This is a genomic window from Spiroplasma gladiatoris, from assembly GCF_004379335.1.
GTDB classification, from domain to species: Bacteria; Bacillota_I; Bacilli_A; order Mycoplasmatales; family Mycoplasmataceae; genus Spiroplasma_A; species Spiroplasma_A gladiatoris.
In genome coordinates this window covers 1137685-1164642 of record NZ_CP038013.1, presented here as the reverse complement: position 1 = coordinate 1164642, position 26958 = coordinate 1137685, and the positions used below count along the sequence as shown (strand labels likewise).

The window sequence follows — 26958 nt, the reverse complement described above, 5'->3', positions numbered from 1 at the left end:
AATTTTGTCTCCTATAAACATACTAATTATAAGTTATTCACATTATTTTGAGAAAAAGACTTAGAGAATAACTATATTTTTTAAGTTAATGTGGAAAACTTATATATTTAAAACTAGTAAATATAAGGTATATAATAGTTATCCACATATTAATTTATCCACGTATTATCACCAATCTATTAATGTAATAAAATACAAAGTTATATGAAATTAAACAAAGAAATAAGTTATAATTTTAAATGAAGTTTTCTTTAAAAAGGAGGTACAACTATGAAAAGAACATGACAGCCAAGTAAAATTAAACATGCAAGAACTCATGGTTTTAGAGCAAGAATGGCAACAAAAAACGGGCGTAAAGTTATCAAAGCTAGAAGAGCTAAAGGTAGAGCGAAATTAAGCGCTTAATATGAAAAATGAAAATATAGTTAAAAAAAATCATCACTTTCAAAAGATAATAGGTAAAAAAAATTTTTTAAAAGGCAGAAGTTTTATAGTGTATTTTAATAAAGATAGTCAAAAAAACTTTAAGTACGGAATCTCTGTTGGTAAAAGAATTGGAAATGCAGTTGTTAGAAATAAAGTAAAAAGACAAATCAGATTAATGATATTTGAATTGCTACCAACTTTAAAAATAAAACAATATCAAATAGTTATTATGGCAAGAAACCAGTTTTTGGCAAAAAACTATGCTTTTAATTTTGATGAACTTAACAATTTATTAAATAAATTAAACTAATAGAAAGGGGTGTAAATTTTGTATAAGCAAGATTATTCGAAGTATTTGAATAATAACGGTAAAGGAAAACGGACAAAAAAAGATATTTTAAAAAAAATTTGAGCTTGAATAAAAATTAGTTTATTTATATTTGTTATGATTTCAATTCTTTGGGGTTGTGTTCAAATGTATACAAAAGGATATACTATTAATCAAGTATCTGATATGGCAGGGAATAAAGTTTATGCTCCAGGGGTAGCTTTTGAATTTATAATTAAAAGTTTAAACGACTTTGGTTCAAAAACTCACTGGTTTTCAACTGATAAAGACGGCGTTTTTTATGAATATCAACTAAAGGTTATTACTAATTGGGCAGAAGCCTTTACAGTAACTGCATCTCCTTTTTACGGATTTTTCGTTTATCCATTAGCTTACTTATTAACGGCATTTATTAGAGCTTTTTCAGGGACAACTGATGGATTCTTAGATCCAACAAAATCTAATTATGGTGTCTCTGTAATATTTGCAATATTATTAACATCAATTATAGTTAGGTTAATAGTTTTATCATTTACGCTAAAAACGCAGATGAATCAAGAGAAAATGACAAGTCTTCAAGGTAAGCAAGCAGAAATACAACAAAAATATAAAGGTTCAAATGACCCGCAAGCTAAACAAAAACAGCAAATGGAATTAATGGCTCTTTACAAAAAAGAAGGAATTAGTCCAATAAGTTCAATTGCAACATCATTTTTATCAATGCCTTTCTTATTTGCCATGTTTACTGTTGTTAGAGCAACTCATGCACTTAAAACAGCAACCGTTGGAGAAGTTACACTTACTGAACAACCTTGAACTCAAATTAAAGAAGGAAACTGAATATATCTTGCATTAATTGCAGTTTACTTACCAATGCAAGTTTTATCAATGTTTATGCCAATGATTCTAAATGCATTTAAAAAGAAAAAACATCTAGAATCAGAACAACAAAGAAAAGCTAAGAAAAAAACTTTAATATTCCAATTAATTTTTATTGGAGTATTTATATTTATTGTTAGTACAGTTGCTTCAGGGGTTGCAATTTATTGAATTTTTTCATCAACACTTCAAATAGCTCAAACTATTTTATTCCATTATTTAAAAGAAAGTAAATCAAAAAGAGCATTGAAAAAAAGAGAAAAAATTAGAGCAGCTAAAGTAAAGAAAATTGAAAAGAATAATGAAAAAAATGTTAAAGCTAAATAATAAAAAATTTTACCACTTCTTTAATAAAGTAAGACCTAATGTAAATTTTATTTACAGAGATCAAGATAAAGAACTGGTTTTATTTTTATCTAATTCTAAAAGATTAGAAATACTAGAATTCATCAAAAAAATTGTAGAAACAAATTTTAATGTAAAGGTGTTTTCTGTAATTGCAAATAAAAAAAGTCACACAAACAAGATTTTTATAAAACCAAAAACTTTCATTCTCAATTCAAAAAAAAATACTTTGAAAAAATTTATAGAAATAATGTGTCACTTAAAATTTAATATAACAGTTAACTTTACTATAGTAGACTATTACCATTTGTATTTAGGAAATAAACTTACAACAGAAGATAGTATTAAAAAATTGATAAGAACTTGTTTAACAAAAAAAGAAACTTTATACACTTTACCGGTTTCAAAAAACAAAAGAGAAAAGTTATACAAATTATTTTTAGGTTATAATTTAGTAGTTTGAAAATCTTTAGACGTTGATGCTGGAAAAATTATAAAAATATTTTTTAAGACAGTTAAATAAAATAACTGTCTTTTTATTTTGATATAATGGCGAAGAGGTGAATTATGAAATTATTTTTAGAAGACACAATTGTTGCTCCTGCAACAAACTTATCTAAACAAGCAATTTCTATAATTAGAATTTCTGGAAAAGAAGCTTTTAATATTGTAAATAAATTATTAAAAAAACCTTTAATCGAAAAAAACGTTCAACAATTAAGAAAAATATATGATAATAATCAACTAATTGATGAATCTTTAATTTTAACTTTTGTAGAAAATAATTCTTTTACAGGAGAAAATGTCGTAGAAATAAATTGTCACGGAGGAGTTTTATTAACAAATAAAATTTTACAGTTATTAATTTTTAACGGAGCAAGACTGGCTAATCCAGGAGAGTTTTCTCAAAGAGCATATTTAAATGGAAGAATAAACCTTTTGCAAGCAGAATCTATTAATAATTTAATTGAAGCAAAAAATAATTTATCTATAAAATTAAATGCAATTGGAGTTGTTGGTAAAAATAACGATAAGGTAATAATTATTAAAGAAAAAATATTAGATATGATAAGTAGAATACAAACTTCAATTGATTATCCAGATTATGATGATATTGAAGGGTCAAGTTCTGAAGAAATACTAAAATCTTTAAAAGAAACATTTAACTTAATAGCAGAAATTTTAAAAGTAAGCAAAAGAGCAACATTTATAAATCAAGGTATTAAAACAACTATAATTGGCGAACCAAATGTTGGGAAGTCTTCACTTTTAAATGCATTATTAAATGAAGACAAAGCAATTGTTACAAATATTGAAGGCACAACAAGAGATATCGTCGAAGGCGAGATTAGCTTTGATAACTTTTCATTAAAAATTTCAGATACAGCAGGAATAAGAAAAACAAATGATCAAGTCGAATCAATTGGTATTGAAAAAAGTTTAAATCAAATTAAAGAATCAGATTTAATTTTATATGTTATAGACAAACCAGTTATCAATCAAACCATATTTAAAAAAATTAAAAGTAAAAAATATTTAATAGTTTTAAATAAAGCAGATATTTTATCAAAAGAAGAAATAAAAAAAGTTTTTTTACAAGATAAGCATATAATTTGTGTAAGTGCAAAAAACAAAGAAGTTAATAAGTTGATTGAAAAAATACAAAGTTTGTATAATAATGAAGACTTATTGGTCGCAGATTTGCCTATTTTAACAAATATAAATGATATAACAAACTTAGAAATAGCTTTAAATTTGATAAATTCATCAATAAAAAATCTTGAAAATGGTTTCGATTTTGACATTTTAAGTATTGATTTGTATAAATCACTAGAAATCATTAATAATTTACTTGGTATAATAGAGATGGATGAAGAAGTAATCAACAATATTTTTAAAAAATACTGTTTAGGAAAGTAGGAATATAATGGCAAGAATTTTTGATACACATACACACTTTAATGATCCTAAGTATAAAGAATTAGGAATTACCACTGAAGAAATTATAAAAGAAGCAAAACTTGTTGGGGTAGACAGATTTTGTTGTGTTGGATATGATGTTCCATCATCAAAACAAGCTGCAAAATACGCATTAAAGTATGATGAAGTTTATGGCGCTGTAGGAATTCACCCAAATGAAGCTCACGCAATTAATCAAAGTGATTTAGAAGAAATAGAAGTTTTAGCACATGCGAATAAAATCGTAGCAATTGGAGAAATTGGACTAGATTATTACTACACAAGAGATTATGTAGAAATTCAAAAAGAGGTTTTAAAAAAACAAATTAAAATTGCATTAGAAAATAATTTAACAGTAATGATGCACATAAGGGATGAGGACGGTAAAGTTGACGCTTATAATGATGCATTAGAAATTTTAGTTAAAATGAAAGTTAAAAACGTCATAATTCATTGTTTCACAAGGGGATATGAGTTAGCAAAAAAATTTGTAGACAAAGGTTATTACATATCAATACCAGGTGTAATTACTTTTAAAGGAGCAGAAGAGTTACAAGATGCAGTTAAAAAACTTTCATTAAATAACATTGTAGTTGAAACAGATGCTCCATATTTAACACCTGTTCCAAACAGAGGAAAAGTTAATACCTCAAAAGAAATCATATACACAGTTAATGAAATCGCAAAAATAAAAAATTTAAATAAGCATGACGTTATAGATATAACTTCAAGAAATGCTAAAAAAGCTTTTAAAATAGATTAATAAAAAAATCTTTTCAATTTGAAAAGATTTTTTTATTAAATATATTTACTTTGACTTCCTTTTTTAACGTCCTTAGCATTTTTACCATAGTATCCTGCTTCTAAACGTCTATTAATGATTTTTTGGAACCCTTTTGCTCCCTCAACAACACCAGTTAATGGGTTTGGTGAAAGTGTACAAGGAACTGAGAATATCCCGTTAAAGTACTCTTTAATTCCTCTAATTTTTGATCCACCACCACAAATCATAAAACCATTTGTGATTATGTCTCCTGCTAATTCTGGAGGTGTATTTTCCATAAGACCAATTAATAAATCTGTAATTACACTAAATGAGTTTACCAAAACATTTCTAATTTCTTCTGAACTAATTACAGCTTCTTTTGGTAATCCTGAAACAATATCTCTACCAAATACAGACATTGTTTTTTCACCTTTATATTTAGAAAGTGAGCCTAATTCTTTTTTAACATTTTCAGCGGTTCTATCACCAATTGTTACGTTATATTCAGAACGAATATATTTTTTGATTTCTTCATCAAAAAAGTTTCCTGCAACTTTAACAGATCTTGAAATAACAACATCACCTGCTGAAATAATAGCAATATCAGTAGTTCCTCCACCAATATCAATTACAACATTTCCTCTTGGTAAATCGATATTTAAACCTGCGCCTAATGCAGCCATTTTAACTTCTTCTTCAACAAGAACGATTTCTGCTCCCATATCATAAGCTACTTGTTTTAAAGCTTCTCTTTCAAGTTCGGTAACTCCACTTGGACAAGCTAATAATATTATTGAGTTTTTTCAATCATTTAACATTTTTAATTTTGCAAAGATATGCTTTAATAAATCTTTTGCAGCTTCTAAATCAGTAATAACTCCATCTCTAATCGGAACAATCATTCTAATACTTTCGTGTGTTTTTCCTACCATTTCATAAGCTTCTTGACCCAAAGCTACTAATTCGTTTGTGAATGTATCATAAGCCATGATTGACGGTTCGTCATAAACAATACCTTGTTTACCAACATAAGCAAGAATGTTACTTGTCCCTAAATCAAGGGCGATAAATGTACGATCTTCTAATTTCATATTTCCTCCTAATTACAAAACATTTGTATTTTTATTATACATTGACAATTTTAATAAAGCAATTATATTTACTAAACCAGTCTCAGAGTTTTAAATGGTTTGAGTATAATTCACAGCTTTAATGCAAATAATCAATAAGCAAAATAACACAAAAAAATTTTTATTTAAACTTAAATCTCTATATAAAAATTTAAATAACTAATATATAATCACTTTTAGAAAAATTAGAAAGGAGATATTAAAATTTATTATTAAAAAATGTAAGGAGATATTATGCAAGAAAATAAAGAAGAAATTCAAAAGGAACTTACTAAAGTAACCTTAATATTAGAACCACATCAAAGACCAAAAAATGTTGGTAAATGAATACTTTTATCAATTCAACATGTTTTTGCTATGTTTGGTGCAACAGTGCTTGTACCCATGATTATGAACAGTTTATCTGCAGGCATTAATGGTGAGCCGGTTATGAACGTTTCAATGGCATTGTTTTGTTCTGGTGTTGGAACTTTAATTTATATTGCTTTAACAGCAGCTAAAGTTCCTTTATATTTAGGAAGTAGTTTTGCATATATGACAACAATTGGGTTAGGTTATAAAGACTGAGGAAATGCAGTTTTTATAGCAGTATTTGGAGTTGGTGTTTTATATGTACTTATGGGATTTATAATATATTGAACTGGTTCATCATGAGTTAAAAAAGCATTTTCACCAGTTGTTACAGGACCTATAATTATAATTATTGGAATGAGTGCTATAAAAAGTGCTTTACAAAATATGGGTTTATGAAATGATGCAAAAGACGGTTGAATTTCAAATACTATCCAACAAGGACAAGCGGGATATGTAGCTTATCCTCAATGATTAGCTATTCTTTTAGGAACGATTACAATATTAGTTGCAGCAATATGTGTTTTAAAAGCAAAAACATTTTTCAAGGCAATACCAATCTTACTTGCTTTAGTAGTAGGTTATATATTAGCAATAATAATTCATTTTTCATTTCAAAAAGCAGGATTAAGTTTGTTGAATACATCACTTATGAGCGATATACAAAATTGAGAATGATATCCAAGTTTTAAAAAAATTTGATCAGTAAAATCTGAACAAATAGGGCCTGCCATAGTGGCAATAGTGCCAATAGCAATTATAACAATGACAGAACATTTAGGAGAACATGTTAATATTGGATCTATAACAAATAAAGATTATATTTCTAACCCAGGAATTCATAGAACATTAATGGCAGATGGGGTCTCTATAATGTTTGCCGGCTTAGTAGGTGGTCCTGCCAACGCAACTTATGCTGAAAATACTAGTGTTGTTAATATGACAAGAATAGCAAGTGTTTGAGCGATTGGTTTAGCAGCAATATTTGCAGTTGCAATGAGTTTTATAGCACCTTTTAATCAATTAATTAATATGATTCCTACTCCTGTAATGGGAGGAATAGGGGTTGTACTATTTGGTATGATAGCATCTAACGGAATAAAAATTTTAGTAGAAGGAAAAGTGAAGTTCTCAAATGCAAAAAACATATTTGTAATTGCTATAACTTTAGCGATTGGAGTAGGTTTAGGAGTTAGTGGAGTGGAAATAGAGTTAGGGAGGTCTGGATTTAAGTTTACAGGACTATTTATAGCAACAATAGTTGGGGTTTTATTAAATGTATTATTGCCAAAACAACTAAATGATGGAATCTTTAAAATCAACTTTATTAAAGAATTTAAAGATAATGCAACACAAAGAAAACTAAATAGAGAAAAAAGAGCATTAGAACGAAAAAACAAAATCAAACAAAAACAACTTAAAAAAAATAGAGAAACAAAATAATATATTAATTAAATTAAAAAAACAAAAACCTTGCTTATAAGCAAGGTTTTTGTTTTAAAATTATTTTTTTAATGTTTGTAAAAAAGTTTCTTGAGTTCCTTTATAGAAGCCTTCTTCAATTCTTTTTAGAATTATTTTTTCATATGCTTTTGTTCCTTCAATTACACAGTTCAAAGGATCTGCAGCAATTTTAGTTGGCAACTGAAAGATATCATGAAAATATTTGTCTGCATTTCTAACAAGTGCACCACCACCACACAAGATAATACCTTGTTTTAAGATATCTCCTGCTAATTCTGGAGGTGTATTTTCCATAACTTCAATCACTAAGTCAGTTATTCTTCCAAAAGCTCCCAAAAGAACATTTCTTATTTCTTCTGAGTTAACTGTTGCTTCTTTTGGTAAACCTGAAACTATATCTCTTCCATAAATTTGCATTGAGCGTTCATTTGGATATTTAACTAATGAGCCAATATTTTTTTTAACATTTTCTGCAGTTTTAATACCAACAGCAATGTTATATTCTGCTCTAACAAACTTTAAAATTTCTTCGTTGAAGTAGTTTCCTGCAACTTTAATTGATTTTGAAAGAACTATATCTCCTGCTGAAATAATAGCAATATCAGTAGTTCCTCCACCAATATCAATTATTAAATGACCTAGAGGAAGTTCGATATTAACACCAGCACCAATAGCTGACATTTTAACTTCTTCTTCTACAACAACAAGATCTGCGCCCATGTCTCTAGCTACCATTTTTAAAGCATCACGCTCTAATTCAGTAACACCACTTGGGCAAGCAAGAACAACAACTGAGTTTTTTCAAAAATTCATCATTTTTAATCTATCAAATATGTGCTCTAATAAATCTTTTGCAGCATCTAGATCTGCAATTACTCCATCAACTAAAGGAGTTACCATTCTTATGTTATCGTTTGTTTTACCAATCATTTCATAAGCTTCTTGACCGATTGCTACTAGTTTATTTTGATTAATATCATAAGCCATAAGACTTGGTTGATTATAAACAATTCCTTGACCAGAAACATAAGCAAGAATGTTACTTGTCCCTAAATCCAAACTAATAAAAGGTCTTTTGTTTTCTATATACATAGACAAAACCTCCTTTGTGTATTTTTAATTGTAACTACAAAAAGATAGATTATTATCTGCTCATGATATCTTCATGAGCTCTTTGAGCTTTAATAATTTCTCAAATTTCTGATTCAAATTTTTTAGTTCCATTAATAACAGCTAGTAATGGTTGTTCTCCAACTTTAGTTGGCAATTGTAATGTATCTGCGAAGTATTTATCGATTCCTCTAATTAATGCTCCACCACCACAAATTGTAATACCATTTCTAAAGATATCTCCTGCTAATTCTGGAGGTGTATCTTCTAATACTTGAACTGTTAAGTCAATAATTCTTGAAACTGGAACTTTCAACACTTCACGTACTTCTTCTGGTGTGATTTCAATTTCTCTTGGTAATCCTGAAACAACGTCACGTCCGTAAACTTTCATACGTCTTTCATCAGGGTATTTTGATAATGAACCAACATTAACTTTAATTGATTCAGCAGTTTTTGATCCTACTTCTAATCCGTATTGAGATCTAATAAATTTTTGACATTCATCATTTAAGTAGTTTCCTGCAACTTTAATTGATTTTGAAAGAACTATATCTCCTGATGCTAAAACAGCTATATCAGTAGTTCCCCCACCCATATCAACGATTAAGTTTCCTGTTGGAGCATAAATATTAACTCCTCCACCTAATGCAGCCATTTTAACTTCTTCTTCAACGAATACTTGGTCAGCACCTAAGTTAACAGCGATTTTTTTAAGAGCAGTTTTTTCTAATTCAGTAATAACTGAAGGACATGCTAATAACATAATTGAGTGTCTTAATTGTTTTGTAATTCTTAATTTTGTAAAAATATAACGTAATTGAGCTTCAGTTGCTCTAATATCAGTAATTACTCCATCAACCATTGGTCTTACAACTCTAATGGTTTTGTTTCCTTTACCAATCATTTTGTAAGCTTCTTCTCCAACAGCTACAATTCTGTTTTCTTTAATACGATATGCAACGATTGAAGGTTCGTTGTAAACAATTCCTTGTCCAGCAATATAAACAAGTGTGTTTGCTGTACCTAAGTCCATTGAGACAAATGTAGGTTTTTTGCTTGCCATATTTAAATTCTCCTTTTTTCTTTTATTTATAATGATTTAGTATATGAATTACATATCTCTATTTATTTGTAGGATACATAATCTAAGGAGATTTTACCATAAAAAAAGGCAACTTTCAATAATAAAGTTACCTATCAATTTCTATAATTATATCAAAACTTTTAATAAAGTTCATATAAATCTTTTAAACTTTCTAGTATTTGGATTTTTTTATTTTCTTTTACTATTTTAGCTTTTAGTTCTTGTTCTGCTCTTTCAAAGTCAAAATCTTTTATTAGTCTATTTTTGAAAGACAAGTAATCTTTAAAATCATCAAAATCAAAACTAAAAAAACAACTAGTACATTTGTAAGAAACATTCTTTCTATCAAAAGATATAAAATCATGTGCACACATATTTAGGCTTTTTGTTACATAAACTCTATCATAATTATTTTTCAAATTTTTATCTAAATGTAAAAGTATTTCTGGTCTCATTTTATTCACCATTTTGATTATTGAAATAACGAATCAATGTGATTATTTTCATATTCGTATTTTTTTATTGTTAATTCTTTATGTTTTATAGCTCCTTCAATAGTTGCTGTTAAACAATTATTAGCTATTTTTACAGGAATTTCAAAAAAGTCTTCTAAAAATGGTTTAATACCTGGGATTTTACCAACTCCACCAGTTACAATAATTCCATTTCTAACAACATCTCCTGCAATCTCATTTGGCGATCCTTCTAAAACGCTAGTCACCAAACTTGTTATACTCCCAAATGCTGCTAATAAAAGTTTTGATACATCATTTTCATTGATTTCAAAGTCTTTTGGCATTCCAGAAGTTAAGTCATATCCGTAAGCTGTCAACTTTAATGGAGTTTTATTTTTAACTAAAGAAGATACTGTGTTTTTAATTTGTTCTGCTGTTATTTCTCCAACAAGCATTTGTTCTTTTGATTTTATTTGTTTAATTATTTCTTGATCAATTGTGTTTCCAGCAATCTTAGTTCATTTTGATTGAATTGTTTCGCCGTTAACAACTATTCCAGCAGTAGATTTTCCTGCCCCTAAATCTAAGCAAAGATTACCAACAGTTTTGTAAACATCAATTCCGGCTCCGTATAATGCAAGTTTTACATCATCTTCAGCATTTACATAAAAAACCCCTAAATCTTTTATTGATTTAATCAAAGAAGATCTTTCTAATTCTGTTACGCTTGTAGGACATGCTAGAGTAACAATTGAATCTTTTAATTCGCTTGAGTGTTTTGACAAGATAGTTAATAAAAATTTCTTTAACATTGCCATGTCAGTTATTACTCCACGCTTCATTGGGTACTTTAATTGTAAAGTCCCACTTAATTTACCTACAAATTTTTTAGCTGCATCTCCAATTGCTAACACTTTATTTGATTTTCAATCTAAAGCAAGAATTGTTGATTCATTAAATACCATCCCGATTTTATCAATATGAATTTTAGTTTTACTAGTTCCTATATCAATAGCAACATGAGTTCTTTGTTGTAAAGTTGCTTTTGCCATAATGTTGTCCTCTTTCTATTAATAATATTTTAACTACTTTTTATAAGAAATATCACAATAATTATAGAAAATTAAGCATAGTAATTTTATTATAAAAAATACACCTTAATATTATCAAAAAATAAAATGAGTAAGTAAAAAGTTTTAGAAAAGTTTCAAAATGAGAAAAAACACTATTAAATAGTAAAAAAAGAAGCTTTTAATTGAGCTTCTTTTTTTACTATTTAATATTGTATTCTCTAGAATCACGTAATTCAACAACGTCTAATCATTTTTCAATTTGTTTTTCGTATTCTTTAGTTCCTTCAATAACTGTTAATAAAGGATCTTGAGCTTTTGTAACTTTTAATTGGAATATTGATTCAAAGTATGTATCAATACCTCTTAACAATGCTCCACCACCACAAATAGTAATACCATTTCTAATAATATCTCCAGCTAATTCAGCAGGTGTATTTTCCATTACTTCAACAATTAAGTCAGTAATTTTTGAAAATGGTGCTAATAAAGCATTTTTAACTTCGTCTGGTGAAATTACAACTTCTCTTGGTAACCCTGAAATTACGTCACGTCCGAATGCACGGAAAGTACGTCCATTATCGATTTTTGTTAATGCACCGATCTCTACTTTAATTTTTTCAGCAGTTTTTATTCCGATTAATACGTTGTACTCTGCACGAATGTATTTTCTAATTTCTTCGTCAAAGTGATTTCCAGCTGTTTTAATTGATCTAGAAATAATAATTTCTCCAGCTGAAATGATTGCTATATCTGTAGTTCCTCCACCGATGTCAACAACTAAGTGTCCACTTGCGATAGAGATGTTAATTCCAGCACCGATTGCTGACAATTTAACTTCTTCTTCAACAAGAACATTTTTTGCTCCCATATCTGCAACTACTTGTTTTAATGCTCCTCTTTCAAGTTCAGTAACTCCTGAAGGGCAGGCAAGAACTACTAAAGCATTTTTTAAGATATCAGATAACTTAATACGTGAGAAAATAATTTTAATAAGGTCTTTTGCTGCGTCTAAGTCAGCAATAACCCCATCCACTAATGGTACAACCATTCTTATGTCTTCGTTTGTTTTACCAACCATTTCATAAGCTTGTTCTCCATAAGCGATAACTGTATTTGTGTGAACATCGTATGCCATAGTTGAAGGTTCATTATATATGATTCCTTGTCCCCCTAAGTATGCAACTACGTTAGCAGTACCTAAGTCTAAAGCTACGAATTCTCTTTTACGATCTCATGATGCCATTCAATTTTCCTCCTTTGTAAAGAAAAAACCCTTCGACTATCATTATACATTAAATCTATGTAAAATACTAGTATAATAGTGAAAGGTTTAAATCATGATTATAAAACAAATTATTGTTGTTGAAGGAAAGTCAGACACCATAAAGTTAAAAAATATTTTTGGCATTGATAATGTAGAAACAATTGAAACTAACGGACTATCTTTAAATAATTATACATTAGAATTAATAAAAAAAATTAATGAAACAAGAGGAGTTATAATTTTTACAGATCCTGATGGTCCTGGATCAAGAATAAGAGATAAAATTAATTCCTATTTAGATAATGATTGCATAAATGCATTTATTGATAAAAAAAATTTAGTAAATACAAAAAAAATAGGTATTGCAGAAGCAAACGAAGAAGATATTAAGTATGCTTTAAAAAATTTATTAAAGTTTAAAAACAAGATTACAAAAAACATTTCTTGACAGGATTATTTGAATTATGAAATTTATAAAAAAGAAAACAGAATTAAAATAGCAAAAATTTTTAATTGAGATGAAAGTATCAATGCAAAAAAACTTTTCAAGTGAATTAATTTAATAGACATAAATATTGATAAATTAAAAAAAATAATAGGAGAATAAAATGATAATAGCTAAAAAAAAATTTGGGCAAAATTTTATTACAGACAAAAATTTAATAAAAAAAATTATTGATACTTTAGATCAAACAGAAGATCATTTAATAATAGAAATCGGACCAGGTCAGGGGGCTTTGACTAATGAACTGTGCTCACGTTTTAAAAAAGTTATAGCTATTGAAATTGATAAAGATATGGAAACTATTTTAAAAAACAAAATTAGATACAATAATTTTGAGTTAATAATTGAAGATGTATTAAATATAAATTTTGAAGACTTAATTGATAAAGAATTTAAAAGAGTCTCTATTATTTCCAATACACCTTACTATATAACAAGTGAAATAATTTTTAAAACTTTAAGATGCAGCGCTATTTTTTCTAAAGCAGTGTTTATGACACAAAAAGAAGTGGCACAAAGAATATGTGCTAAATACAATGAAAAAAATTATAATAATTTATCAGTAGCCTGCCAATTTTATAGCGAGTTAAAATACGAGTTTACTGTTAAAAAAACTTTATTTAACCCAGTTCCAAAGGTAGATTCTGCAATAATTTCTCTTTGTTTTAATAAAAATTACTTGGAAAAAGTTAATGATGATGAAAAATTTATTTCTTTTGTAAGAAAACTTTTTAACAACAAAAGAAAAACTATCTTAAATAATTTAAACAACATTTTACAAGATAAAGAAAAAGCAGAAAAAATATTAAATAATGTAGATATAGATACAAATAAAAGACCAGAAAATATTTCTATAGAAGGATTTATAAATATGTTTAATGAGGTTGTTGATGCTAAAAATTAAAGCTTATGCAAAAGTAAATTTATATTTAAAAGTAGAAAAAAAAGATCTCACAGGATATCATAAAATTGAATCCTTAATTACGTATGTTAAAAATTTGTATGACGAAATTTTAATACTGTCAGATAAAGAAACTAAAGACATAATAGTTTGTAACAAAAAAACTTTAGAGAAAAATAATTTTCTATTTATAGTACTAAAAATTTTAAGAGAAAGAGAAATTATTAATAAATTTTACAAAATCAAACTGAAGAAAAGAATTCCTTTAGGAGCGGGTCTTGGAGGAGGCACATCTGACGCCTTTTTTTTAGCTAAATATTTTACGCAAGATAAAAAAATTTTAAAAGAAATAGCAAAGCAAGTTGGGTATGATTCTTTTTTTTACATTTCAAGTTTTCACTCTGCAATAGTTTCTTCTTATGGAGAAGCGGTTAAAAAATTTGAAAATGAGATCCTTATTAAAAAAAAGGATTTAATTTTAACTAAAGTTTTTTGTGACACAAAGAAAGTATACGAAAACTTTGATTATGTACCAGTAACTGTGAACTCTAAGTATAATAATTTAACTGATTCTGCTTGTAAACTTTACCCCGAATTGAAAAAATATATTAGCAGGGGTGTTATGTCTGGTAGTGGTTCAACTTTTATTAAAAACAAAACTTTTAATAAAATAAAAAAAAGTTTTTTTAACAAAAACTTTTAAACTAACTTTTCAAAATCTAAAACTTTGTCTGCCCACATTGTAGAAAAATTAATATCATGAGTAGTTAATAACACTGTTCCTTTAAAAGATTGAATTGCTTCTAACAAAGCCTCTTTTGCTAACACATCGATATGGTTGGTAGGTTCATCTAAAACAAGCAAACTACAAGGTATCATACTTAAAGCAGCTAATCTTATTCTAGTTTGTTCTCCCCCAGATAGTTTTTCCATTGGTTGCATCATTAAAGAACTTTTAACTCCAAATTGTCCAACTTTAGCTCTTGCTTCCGATTCTGTAATGTCTGGAAATTTTCTCATTAAATATTGAACTGCGTTAATTCCATGAACATCTTCAATTTGTTTAAAATAGGCATATTCTACACCGTTACCTAGTTCAACTTTTCCCTCAAACGCATTTATTTCAGTAGATATTGTTTTTAAAAAAGTTGTCTTACCAATCCCATTTTTTCCACTAATAATACATTTTTCACCCTCTCTCAATTCAAAATTAAGTGCATGTAATAAAGGTGAATCATAACCTATAATTAAATCTTTAGCTTGAAGAACAACTGATGTTGAAGGTCTTTTGTACATAAAAGAAAACTTTGGTTTAACTAAATCTCTTCGTTCTTCTAGAACATCAATTTTATTTAAAACCTTAACTCTTGATTTAGCCGAATTTGAAGTACTAGCTCTAGCTATATTTTTTGCAATGTATGTTTCTAGTTTTTTAATTTCTTTTTTTTGCGCATTAAAAGCCTTGTCGTATTGATCTTTTAGCATTTGAGAATCTTGTAAATATTTATCATAGTTACCAACAAATCTTGTTAATTTAAAATTATCCAGTGCATAGATTATGTTACAAGTTTTATTTATAAAATCGTTATCGTGAGATACCATTATAAAAGCTTTTTCATAAGATTGTAAAAATTTAGCAAGTCATTCCACTTGTTGAATATCTAAAAAGTTAGTTGGCTCATCTAAAAGCAAAAAATCATTACCACTTAATAGAAGTTTGGCTAGCATAACTTTTCCTTTTTGTCCTCCAGATAGATCCCCCATTTTAGAATTTAGTTTTTCTAAACCAATTCCAAGACCATCTACAAGATTACCAATTTTTTTATCAATCATATCAAAATCATTATGATTTAAAATATCTTGATACTTTAAAGCTTTAACTAATTCGTTTTCATTATATTCAGTTGCCATATCTTCATATATTTTATGAATCCTAGACTCTAACTCATATAAATCCTTAAAAGCAAGCTTTAAATAAGCATCAACAGTCATTTCCAAATCAACATCTTGATGTTGATCCAAATATCCAATTTTAGTACGTTCATGAATTTCTACAGTTCCTTTATCAGGAACTATTTTTTTTGCAATTATATTAAGCAAAGTTGTCTTTCCAGCCCCGTTAGGACCTATTAAGGCAATATGCTCACCTTTATTTAGTTTTATAGCTGTATCTTCATACAATTTTTTATCTCCATTTTTATGAGTAATCTCATAAATATTAACTAATCCCATATTATTCTCCTCTAAAACCTTTTAAAATAAGGTTTTTATTAACTTTTTTTAGAAATACTAAAATTTTAAATGCATATATATAAAAAAAACATTGTCTAGAAGGGCAAAACTTTTTTAATTAATTAATATTTTACCCTACTGTATGCCTCAAATTCAATGTTTTTTACCACACAAAAAAAATTATAAAGCAAATAAATATATATAACAAACCTTTTTTGATATTTAAGATTAATTTTTAAGGTTTAATTAAATTTGTTATTATTAAAGGGGAGAAAAGTTTTATGGACAAAAAAAATATCAAAATCTTTGGATTATCATCTAGTAAAAAATTAGCAAAAAAAATATGTGAAATTTTAGGAGTTGAAGAAGCACAAGCAAAAACTTCTAAATTTGAAGACGGAGAAATGATTGTTCAATCATTAGACTCGGTTAGAGGACAAGAAATATACATTATTCAATCAACTAACAACCCAGTAAATGAAAATTTGATGGAACTTTTAATAGCGATTGATGCTTTTAAAAGAGCAAGTGCTTCTAAAATAAATGTGGTAATTCCTTATTTTGGATATGCAAGACAAGATAGAAAAGCTAAAGGAAGACAACCAATTACTTCTAGACTAGTTGCTAATCTATTAGAAGTTGCAGGAGCAAATAGAATTATAATTGTAGATATTCACTCTACACAATCAATGGGATTTTTTAATATTCCTTCTGATAATTTTTCAACAGCACAAACTGTTGCAGACGAAATAATTGATAAAATAATAAAAAATAATTTAGATCCAGAAGAATGCATTTTAGTATCTCCAGATCATGGGGGTTTGACAAGAGTGCACAACGTAAAACAATACACAGGAAATATAGCAAAAGGAATTGCTGTAATTGCAAAAAGAAGACCAGAACCTAATAAATCAGAAGTAGAATTCATCTTAGGGGAAGTTAAAGACAAAATATGTTTTATGATTGATGACATGATTGATACAGCAGGAACTATTATTAATGGTGCAAAAGCTTTAAAAGAAGCAGGGGCAAAAGATATTTATTTAATAGCTTGTCATGGTGTATTTAGTGGACCAGCTGTTGAAAGAATGAAAGCGGCATTAAAAGAAAAAATTGTTAAACAAGTTATTATTACAGATACAATTGAACAGCCAGAAAGCAGATTGTTTGACGGTTTGAAAGTTATCTCTGTAGCTGATTTACTAGCCAATATGATTAGATCATCATATGAAAAACATTCATTAACAGATGTTTACCAAGAATATCGTGACTCAATAGTTGAAAAAGTCGATAATTATATCAAGGGGAAAAAGTAAATGCCAAAACTAATTGTTGGTCTAGGAAATCCTGGGAAACAATATGAGTCTACAAGACACAACGCAGGATACATAGCTATAGATGTTTTGTTAGAACATTATGGTTATGAATCTACAAAACAAGATTTTAAAGCTTTTATATATTTTAAAAATATAAAAGGTCAAATAATTATATTTGCTAAACCACAGACATATATGAATCTATCTGGTGAATCAGTTATAGCACTTATGAATTTTTATAAAATAAAAATAGAAGATATTATTATTGTTTACGATGATAAAGATTTAGAACTTAGCAGATTAAGATTAAGAGAGCAAGGTAGTTCTGGTGGCCATAACGGAATAAAAAATATTATTAAACTTTTAGGAACAGAAAAATTTAATCGCATTAAAATTGGAATAGACCCTCCTGCTGAAAACTATAAAATAGTAGATTGAGTTTTAAGCAGAATGACAAATGATGAAATAAATAAAATAAAAAAAGAAGTTTTTGAAATAAAAGGTTTTGTGGAAGACTTTGCATCAAACAACGACTTTAAAAATATTATGAATAAATTTAACAAATAAAAGGAGAAATATGAAAAATTATAATACTTTAGTTGTTGTTGGATCTCAATGGGGAGATGAAGGTAAAGGAAAAATCACAGATTATTTTTCTCAAGTAACTAATCTAGTTGTTAGATACTCAGGGGGAGATAATGCCGGCCATCAAATAAATTTTAATGGAGAAAAACATAAAGTAAGAATAGTACCTTCAGGAATATTTAATAGAAATGTAGTTAATATAATCGGAAATGGTTGCGTCGTTAATTTAGAACAACTAAATGAAGAGTTGGATTTAATTTATAAAACAGTTCCTAACCATGGAACACTTTTGATTTCAAATCGTGCACAACTTGTTCTTCCATATCACATTCAAATTGATGAAGCACAAGAAGTGGCAAGAGGAAAAAATAAAATAGGAACAACTAAAAGAGGGATTGGTCCTGCTTATCAAGATAAAGTCTCAAGATCTGGTATACGTGTGGGTGACTTATTTAGAAATAACTTTAAAGAAAAGTTTAAAGGAATATGGGAATATCAAAAAAACTTTTTAAAAAAAATGTTTGATGTTGAAATCTTGGACTTTGAAACTATTTATACTAATCTAATTAAAAACTTTGAAAAAATAAAAAATAACGTAATTGAATGTGGAGAATATTTAGAATCAGCCATTAAAGAAGGAAAGAAAGTTTTATTTGAAGGAGCACAAGGTGCTATGTTAGATATAGATCACGGGACTTATCCTTTTGTTACAAGCTCGAATTGCTCTGCGTCAAATGTAGCTTTAGGTTCTGGAATTAGTTTTAAATACATAGACTCAGTTCTTGGAGTTGTTAAAGCTTATTCGACAAGAGTTGGAGCTGGAGGATTCCCTGTTGAATTGCTAAATGAAATTGGTGATGGAATCAGAATTAGAGGTAACGAGTTTGGTTCAAATACTAAAAGACCAAGAAGAGTTGGGTGAATCGATCTTGTTGCATTAAAGTATGCAATCAGAAGTTCTGCCATTGATAAAATTTTTATAACTTTATTAGACGTATTATCTGGAGTTGATGAAATAAAGTTATGTACTTCATACAAATTAGGAGATAAAAAGTTAACTTCACCACCTCCAACCGCTGAAGAATTTGAAGAGTGTGTTGCGGAATATATTATTACGCCAGGATGAAATGAAGATATTACAAATGTAAAATCTTATTCAGAATTACCTAATGAAGCAAAAAATTATTTGAAATTAATTGAAAAATTTTGTGAAGTTAATTTAGTTGGATTTTCTGTGGGACCAGATAGAACACAAACAGTTTTGTTAGAAGAAATATTTTAAGAAACCGGAGATAAAATAATGATTGAAAGATATTCTATAAAAGAAATACAAGAGATTTGAGATGAAAAAAACAAACTAAAAATTTGACTTGATGTTGAAAAAATAGTTGTAGAAGCTTGGGCGCAGCTAGGAGTAATTCCAAAAGAAGAAAGTCAACTTATAACAAAAAATGCAAAAATCGATATGAATAGAATGCTAGAAATTGAAAAAGAAACAAAACATGATGTTGTCGCTTTTACAAGAGCTGTTTCTGAAACTCTTGGAGAAGAAAAAAAATGAATCCACTTAGGTTTAACATCAACTGATGTTGTTGATACAGCTCAAAACAAAATGATAAAAGACTCTAATGAACTTGTTGAAAAAAGTTTACATGAATTAAAAAAAGTTTTATTAGAAAAAGCTAAAGAAAATAAAAATCAAATAATTATGGGAAGATCTCATGGAATGTATGGCGAACCAACATCTTTGGGTCTAAAATTTTTGTTATGATATGATGAGATTCAAAGACAATTAGAAAGATTTTACTTAGCAAGAAATCAAATTGAGGTTGCAAAAATATCAGGTTCAATGGGTAATTATGCAAACTTAGAATTAGAAATTGAAAGCTATGTTGCTAAAAAAATGAATTTGCATGTAGATAATATTTCAACACAAGTAACACAAAGAGATAGACACGCTTTCTTGTTAAGTGTTTTTTCAAATATAGCATCTACTCTTGAAAAAATTGGTATTGAAATAAGACACTTTCAAAGAAGTGAAGTTTCAGAATTATGTGAAGGTTTTGAAAAAGGACAAAAAGGATCAAGTTCTATGCCGCATAAAAAAAATCCAATAAGCAGTGAAAATGTTTCTGGTTTAGCAAGATACATTAGAAGCTTTGCAACAACAAGTTATGAAAATAACTTATTATGACATGAAAGAGACATATCACATAGTTCTAATGAAAGATTAATATTACCAGATGTATATAATATTTTAATTTATATTTTAAATAGAATGACAAACACAATTAAAAATTTAGTTGTAAATAAAGATAACATCGAAAAACATATTTTAGAATCAAAAAATTTATTTTTTAGTCAAAGGGTTTTAACTTATATATTAATGAAGTATAATAACTCTAGAGAAAAAGTTTATGATTTTATTCAATCTTGTACTTTGGAGTCTCAAAAAACTTCAAAAAACTTCAAAAATGTTTTAATAGAAAATGATATTTTAAATTTTATTAAAGATGAAGATGAGTTAGAGAAGTTATTCGATATAAATTTTTTTTTAAGAAACGTAGACAAAATTTTTGAAAGGGTGTTGAAAGAGAATGGAACAAAACAATAATTTAGTAACACTAATTACAGAAGAAGAAATAAAAGCATCTATTAGAAAAGCAGCTGTTGAACTAGCAAAAGTCTATGAGGGAGAGCAACTTACAATTGTTGCAGAACTTTCAAGTGCGTTTGTTTTCGTTGCGGATTTAATAAGAGAATTACCAATTGATGTTACAATTCAATTTATAATTAAAAATCAAGCAACAGATGCTAGATCAATTATTGATTTAGGAATGCAATCATCTTTAAAGGACCGCCACGTTTTACTTGTTACTGATGTTTTTTATAAAGGTAATACACTACAAAGAGTATATGATCTTGTTCAAGAAGAAAAACCAGCTGACGTTAAAGTACTCGCTTTAATTGATAAAAAATTTAAAAATAGAAATGTATCTATTCCAGTAACTTCTTTGTTTAGTGTTGATGAAGTTTATATTGTGGGTTATGGACTAACTTATAATGAAAGCTATCGTGGTTTAAAAGGAATTTATAATTTAATTATAGAAGGTTAAAAAAATGAAAAAAACATTCTTCGTATCTACACCAATTTATTATCCAAGTGGAAATCTTCACATCGGTCACACATACACAACAACATTAGCCGATGTAATGGCAAGATATAAAAAAGAAAACTTTTATGAAGTTTTCTTTTTAACTGGATCAGATGAACACGGTCAAAAAATTGAACAAAAAGCAAAAGAAAATAATATTACACCAAAAGAATATGTAAATGAAGTTGTAGAAACTTTTAAAGATCTTTGAAATAAGTTGGATATAAATTATGATAGGTTTATAAGAACAACAGATGAAGATCATATAATAGCAGTACAAAAAATTTTTTCATTCTTATTAAAAAAAGATCTTATTTATTTATCAGAGTATAAAGGAAAGTATTGCATAAGTTGTGAAGAATTTTTAACATTTGAACAAATGGATAAAGATTTTGTACATAACGTTTGTAAAAATGTTGCTACAGATTTTCAAGAAGAAACTTATATGTTAAGAGTTTCAAAATTCCAAAAATATTTACAAGATTTATTTAAAACAAATTTCTTAGTACCTGAGTCAAGAAAAAACGAAATGCTTAATAGTTTTATTAACACAGGACTAGAAGATTTGTCTGTAACTAGAGTTAGTTTTAGTTGAGGTATACCAGTATTAGAAAACCCCAAGCACATAGTCTATGTTTGAATAGATGCTTTATCAAATTACATAACAGCACTTGGGTTTGGTAGTGATAATACAGAACTGTTAGAAAAATTTTGATCAGAAGATGGTGAGATTCTTCAAATAGTGGGTAAAGAAATCACAAGATTTCATTCTATTTATTGACCAATACTTTTGAATTCTCTAAATTTAAAAACACCTAATAAACTTTTGAGTCATGGTTGAATAATTAGTGGTGGCAATAAAATGTCAAAATCATTAGGAAATGTTATTGATCCAATTGAATTATTAAAAAGTTACTCTAGTGATGCTGTTAGATTTTATATTATAAATAATCTTCCAACAGATAGAGATGGAGAATGAACTGAAGAATTATTCATAGAATCTTTTAACACAAACCTTGCAAATAATGTAGGAAATCTTATTTCTCGAGTTTCTAATATGATAATTAAATATTTTAATGGAAAGTTAAACACTAAACTCTTAGATAAAAATCACTACCTTGTAAGAATGGGTTTGGAAACTATTGAAAAGTATAAAAAATTAATGGACAATTATGAAATGAATGCAGCTATAAAAGAAGTGTTAAAGTTAGCACAAGAATGTAATAAGTTTATTGAAGAAACTAAACCTTGAAATCTAGAAAAAGAAGATAAGTTGGAAGAACTAAATGAAACTCTTTTAATTCTACAAAAAAATATATTAATAGTATCGTATTTACTAAAACCAATTTTAACAAAGAGTTATGAAAATATGATTTTACAAATGGGAGTCAATCCTGAAAAAGTTAATTTTGATTCATTAACAAATAACAAAATAGACTTTGAAACTATTTCAAAAAAATTAGTTTTATTTGAAAGAATTAAAAAATAGAGGAGGTAAACCAATGGAAGCAGATATAGTTGTTGTTGGAGCAGGACATGCTGGAGTTGAGGCTGCATTAGCCGGTGCTAGACTTGGGAAAAAAACAATTTTAATTAATTTATATGAAGATAAAATTGCAACTATGCCTTGTAATCCTTCTATTGGGGGACCAGCAAAAGGAATTGTGGTTAGAGAAATTGATGCTTTAGGTGGAGAAATGGCAAAAGCAGCTGATGCTACAGCTCTACAAATGAAGCTACTTAACTCATCAAGAGGTCCTGGTGTTTGAGCATTAAGAGCACAATCTGACAAAATTAATTATTCAAAATATATGAGAGAAGTAATTTCTAAACAAAAATATTTAGAACTTGTCATTGGAGCAGTTGAAGATATTTTATTTAAAAACAATAAAGTCTGTGGTGTGGTTTTAGAAGACAACAGAATTATAAATTGCAAAGCTGTTATTTTAACAACGGGAACTTATTTATCAAGTCTAATTTATAGAGGTCAAGAAAAAATACAAAGTGGTCCAAATGATGAAAGGACTACTTTTAAATTGTCTGAAGTATTTAAAAATTTAAATATTAAAACTTTTAGATTTAAAACAGGAACACCCCCAAGAGTTAAGAAAGACTCAATAGATTTATCAAAAGCTTCAATAGAACCAGGAACTGATATGAGTTTGGCTTTTTCGTTTTCGACAAAAAACCCTATAAATTTTAAAGATCAGCAACCTTGTTATTTAATTCATTCAACTATAGAAACAAAACAAATAATTGAAACTAATTTAAATAAATCAGCAATGTATTCTGGAAAAATAGATGGAGTAGGACCAAGATATTGTCCAAGCTTCGAAGATAAAATTGTTAGATTTAATAAAAAAGATACACATCAAATTTTTTTAGAACCTGAATCAAATATGTTAGATACATTTTATGTTCAAGGTTTTTCAACATCTATGCCTATTGATGTTCAAGAAAAAATGTTAAAAAGTTTGCCTGGTTTTGAAAATGTAGTTGTAGATAAATGAGCATATGCAATAGAGTATGACTGCATTGATCCTCAACAATTAAAACTAACTTTAGAATTAAAAAATGTTGAAGGTTTATATACTGCTGGACAAATAAACGGAACTAGTGGTTATGAAGAAGCTGCTGGTCAAGGGTTAATTGCAGGAATTAATGCTGTAAGAAAATTAAATAATCAAGAACCTTTTATTTTAAAAAGAAACGAAGCATACATTGGAGTTATGATTGATGATTTAATCAACAAAGGTGTAATCGAGCCCTATAGATTATTAACAAGTCGTGCAGAAAATAGATTATCGCTTAGAAATGACAATGCAGAAATCCGGTTAAAACAATATGGTTACGAAATTGGATTGATAAGTGAAAAAGAGTTTCAAGATTTTTTAATTTATAAAAAAGAAATAGATCAAACAATTGAAAAACTTAAAGAATTAAGATTTTCTCCAAAAACTGATTTAGCAATTGAATTAAAAAATAATCAAGAAGCAATCCTTAATCAAGGGTTAAGTGCATATGAAATATTGAAGCAACCAAAAGTAAATATTAATACACTAAAAAAATATATTAAAGAACTTCAATCACTATCAAATAACCAGTTACAAAACATCTTAATTAATATTCGTTTTGAAGGATACATTAAAAAAGAAAATGAAGTAATCGAGCGATTTAACAAATTGGAAGAAAAACAAATTCCAATTGATATAGATTATGCAAAAGTTGAAAATATTGCAATAGAAGCAAAACAAAAATTAGAAAAAATTAGACCTATTTCAATCGGTCAAGCTTCAAGAATTACTGGAGTAAATCCAGCAGATATTCAAATGCTTTTGTTTTATTTAAAAAAGAAATATAACGAGGTTAAATAATAATGATTAATATCAATAAAAAAAATAAGTTTATTAATAAAACTTATGAATTTTTAGTATTGTTTTCTATGACTTTTGGAATCGTAGTTGGTTCTGGAATTTATTTAAAAAACTCTAGTGAAGATGGAGTGCTAGCAGCTGCAGGAAAAAACCCCTATGTAGCTTTAGCTGTTTGAATCTTTGTCGGAGTTGTTGCTTGTATGATGATGCTTTCTTATATAGAAGCTTCAAAAGCAATGGAAAAAGAAGAGCACAGTACATTATCGAAATTTGCAGAAAAATTTGTAAACAAGAAATGAGGATCAGTTACAGCAATATTTTTTGTTGTTTGTTATATACCACTTTTAACAACTATTGGTTCATTATTTTTAGTTCATTCTTGTTTTCAAGCGATAGATGGTTTTCTTATTAGTACAAAAGGAAAAAGTATAGACGATGATTTGGGTAAACAAACCAGAATAATTTTAGAAATAGTTTTAGGTATTGTTGTGTTGTTAAGTATTCAATTTCTTAATTATAAGAGCGATAAAAGCGGAAAACTTTTACAAATTGTTTGTTCAATAGTTAAGTTTATACCGTTAATTATGATTCTTATTGGTGGAATTGCATTATATAGTAGTGGACAAGTATCGCAAAATGCTTTTAACTCACATTTTGAAAAATTTAAAGTGAATCATTTATTTTCAGCCCTTATACCAGTTTTATTTGCATTTGATGGTTTTATTGATTCAGTAACTTTACAAAAAGATATTGAACATAAAGAGGTTGTTGCTCCTGCTATGCTTAGCGGAATAATAGCTTGTGCTTTGTTTTATATTTTAATAACTGTATCAATCTTTTTAGTTTCAGATGATGGTAATGTTTTGCAAATGTTTAAAAAATATCCAATCTTATCATTAATTTTCAATTTAATTATTGTTTTTACTTTAATAACTTCTGTAAATGCTTACTCTAATGTCTTCACTAAGGTTATTAAAGCAGCTTTATTAGAAAATAGTTATTTAAAAGAACTAAAAATAACAGATATTTCAAAAAACAAACTACACCTTTCAGCTGTATTAATTAATTTAATTACAATGATAGTTTTTATTTCGATATCACTATCAGTTACATGAAACTCTGGGTCTCCCGATTATTTTATTGCTTCATATTATTCTGCAGATACAGGAATTTTGTTTGTTTTTATAATATATGCTGTAATTATAGGAGGAATTTTGAATAACAGAAGAACTAAAAAAATACCTGTAAAAAAAATAAAAGGAGGATTTGTTTTAGGAATTATAACTTTGTCTCTTCTAACTTTTATGATAATTTATATGTATTATTTAGGTATCATAGATAATATTGTTAAGTTCGCCAACACTAAAGATACTAGTTATTTAATTATTCCAATTCTTTGATTTTTATTTTTGATAATTGGATTAAGTATTTATTTATTTAATGAATATAAAACTAAAAAAATAATTAAAGAACAAAGCAATTAGAAACCAATTGTACCTTTAACCAATGATTATATGGTAATATAATCATTGGTTATTTTTTTGGAGGGTATATGTGAGATTGAAATACACTAGAAGGATATGTTGGTGGTATAAGCGAAGAAGTAAAAACAAAATTAATTCAATTTAAAGATTTGCTAAAATCAGAAAATCAAAAATATAATTTAACAACTATAATTGATGACCAAGAAATTTATTTAAAACATTTTGTTGATTCTGTTTTGTTTACAAAAAATATTTCCTTAATAGACCAAAAAATTTTAGACATAGGTACTGGTGCTGGATTTCCAGGTTTAATAATTAAAATTTTATTTCCAAATACAAATATTTACTTAGTAGAATCTAACAATAAAAAAATAAGCTTTTTAAAACTAGTAATTGAGACTCTTAAATTAGAAAATGTTTTTACTGTAAATAAAAGAGCTGAAGAATATAGTTTAGAACAAAAAGAACAATTTGATATTGTTATTTCAAGGGCAATGGCTCCATTAAATATCTTATTAGAAGTAGGAGTGCAAGCTTTAAAGGTAAATGGCTATTTTATATGTTTAAAATCAAAAAATGTAAAAAGTGAAATTTTAGATTTAAATAGCAAAGAGAGCACTATTGGGTTAAAATTAGATAAAGAACAAAAGCTTATTATAAATAATTTGGGAGAAAGAATTAATTTGTTTTATAAAAAATTTAGTAAAACAAATGAAATTTACCCAAGATTATATTCACAAATAAAAAAAAGACCATTAGGAAAATAAAG

Annotated in this window: 26 protein-coding genes; 19 read left to right on the top strand and 7 right to left on the bottom strand. The window is 27.4% G+C overall.

Features of this window, described 5'->3' with window-relative positions:
• Window positions 1-270: 270 nt before the first annotated feature.
• The 6 genes from rpmH to SGLAD_RS05250 are packed head-to-tail and all read left to right on the top strand — an operon-like array spanning window position 271 to window position 4700.
• The gene (gene rpmH / locus SGLAD_RS05275) at window positions 271-405 is read left to right on the top strand and encodes a 50S ribosomal protein L34 (protein WP_025363633.1); all 135 of its coding nucleotides are present in this window, start codon (window positions 271-273) and stop codon (window positions 403-405) included.
• 1 nt (window position 406) lies between these two features.
• Entirely contained in the window at window positions 407-736 is a 330-nt protein-coding gene (gene rnpA / locus SGLAD_RS05270; protein ID WP_134298386.1) for a ribonuclease P protein component, read from the top strand.
• Window positions 737-754: 18 nt separating this feature from the next.
• Window positions 755-1960, top strand: coding sequence for a membrane protein insertase YidC (yidC, locus tag SGLAD_RS05265; protein WP_134298384.1), 1206 nt, complete (start codon window positions 755-757; stop codon window positions 1958-1960).
• Window positions 1935-2501: a hypothetical protein gene (locus tag SGLAD_RS05260; protein ID WP_134298382.1), complete on the top strand. Its 567-nt coding sequence runs from the start codon at window positions 1935-1937 to the stop codon at window positions 2499-2501. Before yidC ends, SGLAD_RS05260 begins: the two co-directional genes overlap by 26 nt.
• 50 nt (window positions 2502-2551) lie before the next feature.
• Window positions 2552-3898, top strand: coding sequence for a tRNA uridine-5-carboxymethylaminomethyl(34) synthesis GTPase MnmE (gene mnmE / locus SGLAD_RS05255; RefSeq protein WP_134298438.1), 1347 nt, complete (start codon window positions 2552-2554; stop codon window positions 3896-3898).
• Window positions 3899-3905: 7 nt separating this feature from the next.
• Window positions 3906-4700 carry a TatD family hydrolase gene (locus SGLAD_RS05250; protein WP_134298380.1) on the top strand — a complete coding sequence of 265 codons (795 nt, stop codon included), beginning with the start codon at window positions 3906-3908 and terminating at the stop codon, window positions 4698-4700.
• Window positions 4701-4735: 35 nt separating this feature from the next.
• Here the strand turns inward: SGLAD_RS05250 and mreB (SGLAD_RS05245) are convergent, their stop codons facing one another.
• Window positions 4736-5794: a rod shape-determining protein gene (gene mreB, locus SGLAD_RS05245; RefSeq protein ID WP_134298378.1), complete on the bottom strand. Its 1059-nt coding sequence runs from the start codon at window positions 5792-5794 to the stop codon at window positions 4736-4738.
• A 273-nt stretch (window positions 5795-6067) separates the two neighbouring features.
• On the opposite strand from mreB (SGLAD_RS05245), the gene SGLAD_RS05240 reads away from it, so the two are divergent.
• Window positions 6068-7627 carry a uracil-xanthine permease family protein gene (locus SGLAD_RS05240; protein WP_134298376.1) on the top strand — a complete coding sequence of 520 codons (1560 nt, stop codon included), beginning with the start codon at window positions 6068-6070 and terminating at the stop codon, window positions 7625-7627.
• A gap of 60 nt (window positions 7628-7687) precedes the next feature.
• Here SGLAD_RS05240 and mreB (SGLAD_RS05235) read toward each other — a convergent pair whose 3' ends face one another.
• From mreB (SGLAD_RS05235) to mreB (SGLAD_RS05215), 5 genes are all read right to left on the bottom strand, one after another.
• A complete protein-coding gene (mreB, locus tag SGLAD_RS05235) occupies window positions 7688-8740 on the bottom strand; it encodes a rod shape-determining protein (RefSeq protein WP_134298374.1) in 1053 nt (350 codons plus the stop codon).
• 52 nt (window positions 8741-8792) lie between these two features.
• The gene (gene mreB, locus SGLAD_RS05230) at window positions 8793-9824 is read right to left on the bottom strand and encodes a rod shape-determining protein (RefSeq protein WP_134298372.1); all 1032 of its coding nucleotides are present in this window, start codon (window positions 9822-9824) and stop codon (window positions 8793-8795) included.
• Window positions 9825-9985: 161 nt separating this feature from the next.
• Window positions 9986-10300, bottom strand: coding sequence for a hypothetical protein (locus tag SGLAD_RS05225; protein ID WP_134298370.1), 315 nt, complete (start codon window positions 10298-10300; stop codon window positions 9986-9988).
• A gap of 17 nt (window positions 10301-10317) precedes the next feature.
• The gene (locus SGLAD_RS05220; protein ID WP_134298367.1) at window positions 10318-11352 is read right to left on the bottom strand and encodes a rod shape-determining protein; all 1035 of its coding nucleotides are present in this window, start codon (window positions 11350-11352) and stop codon (window positions 10318-10320) included.
• Window positions 11353-11572: 220 nt separating this feature from the next.
• A complete protein-coding gene (gene mreB / locus SGLAD_RS05215) occupies window positions 11573-12616 on the bottom strand; it encodes a rod shape-determining protein (protein ID WP_134298365.1) in 1044 nt (347 codons plus the stop codon).
• Between the two features lie 94 nt (window positions 12617-12710).
• Here mreB (SGLAD_RS05215) and rnmV point away from each other — a divergent pair, with 94 nt between their 5' ends.
• The 3 genes from rnmV to SGLAD_RS05200 are packed head-to-tail and all read left to right on the top strand — an operon-like array spanning window position 12711 to window position 14746.
• Window positions 12711-13244 carry a ribonuclease M5 gene (gene rnmV / locus SGLAD_RS05210; RefSeq protein ID WP_208338082.1) on the top strand — a complete coding sequence of 178 codons (534 nt, stop codon included), beginning with the start codon at window positions 12711-12713 and terminating at the stop codon, window positions 13242-13244.
• Window position 13245: 1 nt separating this feature from the next.
• Entirely contained in the window at window positions 13246-14046 is an 801-nt protein-coding gene (gene rsmA / locus SGLAD_RS05205; protein WP_208338081.1) for a 16S rRNA (adenine(1518)-N(6)/adenine(1519)-N(6))-dimethyltransferase RsmA, read from the top strand.
• Window positions 14033-14746: a GHMP family kinase ATP-binding protein gene (locus tag SGLAD_RS05200; RefSeq protein WP_134298361.1), complete on the top strand. Its 714-nt coding sequence runs from the start codon at window positions 14033-14035 to the stop codon at window positions 14744-14746. Before rsmA ends, SGLAD_RS05200 begins: the two co-directional genes overlap by 14 nt.
• On the opposite strand, the gene SGLAD_RS05195 is transcribed toward SGLAD_RS05200, so the two are convergent.
• Complete coding sequence (locus tag SGLAD_RS05195) at window positions 14743-16275, bottom strand: ABC-F family ATP-binding cassette domain-containing protein (protein ID WP_134298359.1); 1533 nt, start codon at window positions 16273-16275, stop codon at window positions 14743-14745. The two genes, SGLAD_RS05200 and SGLAD_RS05195, sit on opposite strands and share 4 nt — an antisense overlap.
• Window positions 16276-16556: 281 nt before the next feature.
• Between SGLAD_RS05195 and SGLAD_RS05190 the strand changes: the two genes are divergently transcribed.
• From SGLAD_RS05190 to rsmG, 9 genes are all read left to right on the top strand, one after another.
• The gene (locus SGLAD_RS05190) at window positions 16557-17591 is read left to right on the top strand and encodes a ribose-phosphate diphosphokinase (RefSeq protein WP_134298357.1); all 1035 of its coding nucleotides are present in this window, start codon (window positions 16557-16559) and stop codon (window positions 17589-17591) included.
• Window positions 17592-18158 (top strand): aminoacyl-tRNA hydrolase, encoded by a 567-nt coding sequence (gene pth, locus SGLAD_RS05185; protein ID WP_134298355.1) that lies wholly within the window; start codon window positions 17592-17594, stop codon window positions 18156-18158.
• 10 nt (window positions 18159-18168) lie between these two features.
• Entirely contained in the window at window positions 18169-19458 is a 1290-nt protein-coding gene (locus SGLAD_RS05180; RefSeq protein ID WP_134298353.1) for an adenylosuccinate synthase, read from the top strand.
• 18 nt (window positions 19459-19476) lie between these two features.
• Window positions 19477-20790 (top strand): adenylosuccinate lyase, encoded by a 1314-nt coding sequence (gene purB / locus SGLAD_RS05175; RefSeq protein WP_134298351.1) that lies wholly within the window; start codon window positions 19477-19479, stop codon window positions 20788-20790.
• A complete protein-coding gene (locus SGLAD_RS05170) occupies window positions 20774-21292 on the top strand; it encodes a phosphoribosyltransferase (protein ID WP_134298349.1) in 519 nt (172 codons plus the stop codon). The genes purB and SGLAD_RS05170 overlap by 17 nt, the downstream gene beginning before the upstream one ends.
• A gap of 4 nt (window positions 21293-21296) precedes the next feature.
• On the top strand, window positions 21297-22820 hold the full coding sequence (gene metG, locus SGLAD_RS05165; RefSeq protein WP_134298347.1) for a methionine--tRNA ligase: 1524 nt from the start codon (window positions 21297-21299) through the stop codon (window positions 22818-22820).
• Window positions 22821-22833: 13 nt separating this feature from the next.
• A complete protein-coding gene (gene mnmG / locus SGLAD_RS05160; protein WP_134298345.1) occupies window positions 22834-24705 on the top strand; it encodes a tRNA uridine-5-carboxymethylaminomethyl(34) synthesis enzyme MnmG in 1872 nt (623 codons plus the stop codon).
• Window positions 24706-24707: 2 nt separating this feature from the next.
• The gene (locus tag SGLAD_RS05155; protein ID WP_134298344.1) at window positions 24708-26189 is read left to right on the top strand and encodes an APC family permease; all 1482 of its coding nucleotides are present in this window, start codon (window positions 24708-24710) and stop codon (window positions 26187-26189) included.
• 68 nt (window positions 26190-26257) lie between these two features.
• Window positions 26258-26956, top strand: coding sequence for a 16S rRNA (guanine(527)-N(7))-methyltransferase RsmG (rsmG, locus tag SGLAD_RS05150; RefSeq protein ID WP_134298342.1), 699 nt, complete (start codon window positions 26258-26260; stop codon window positions 26954-26956).
• Window positions 26957-26958: the final 2 nt, after the last annotated feature.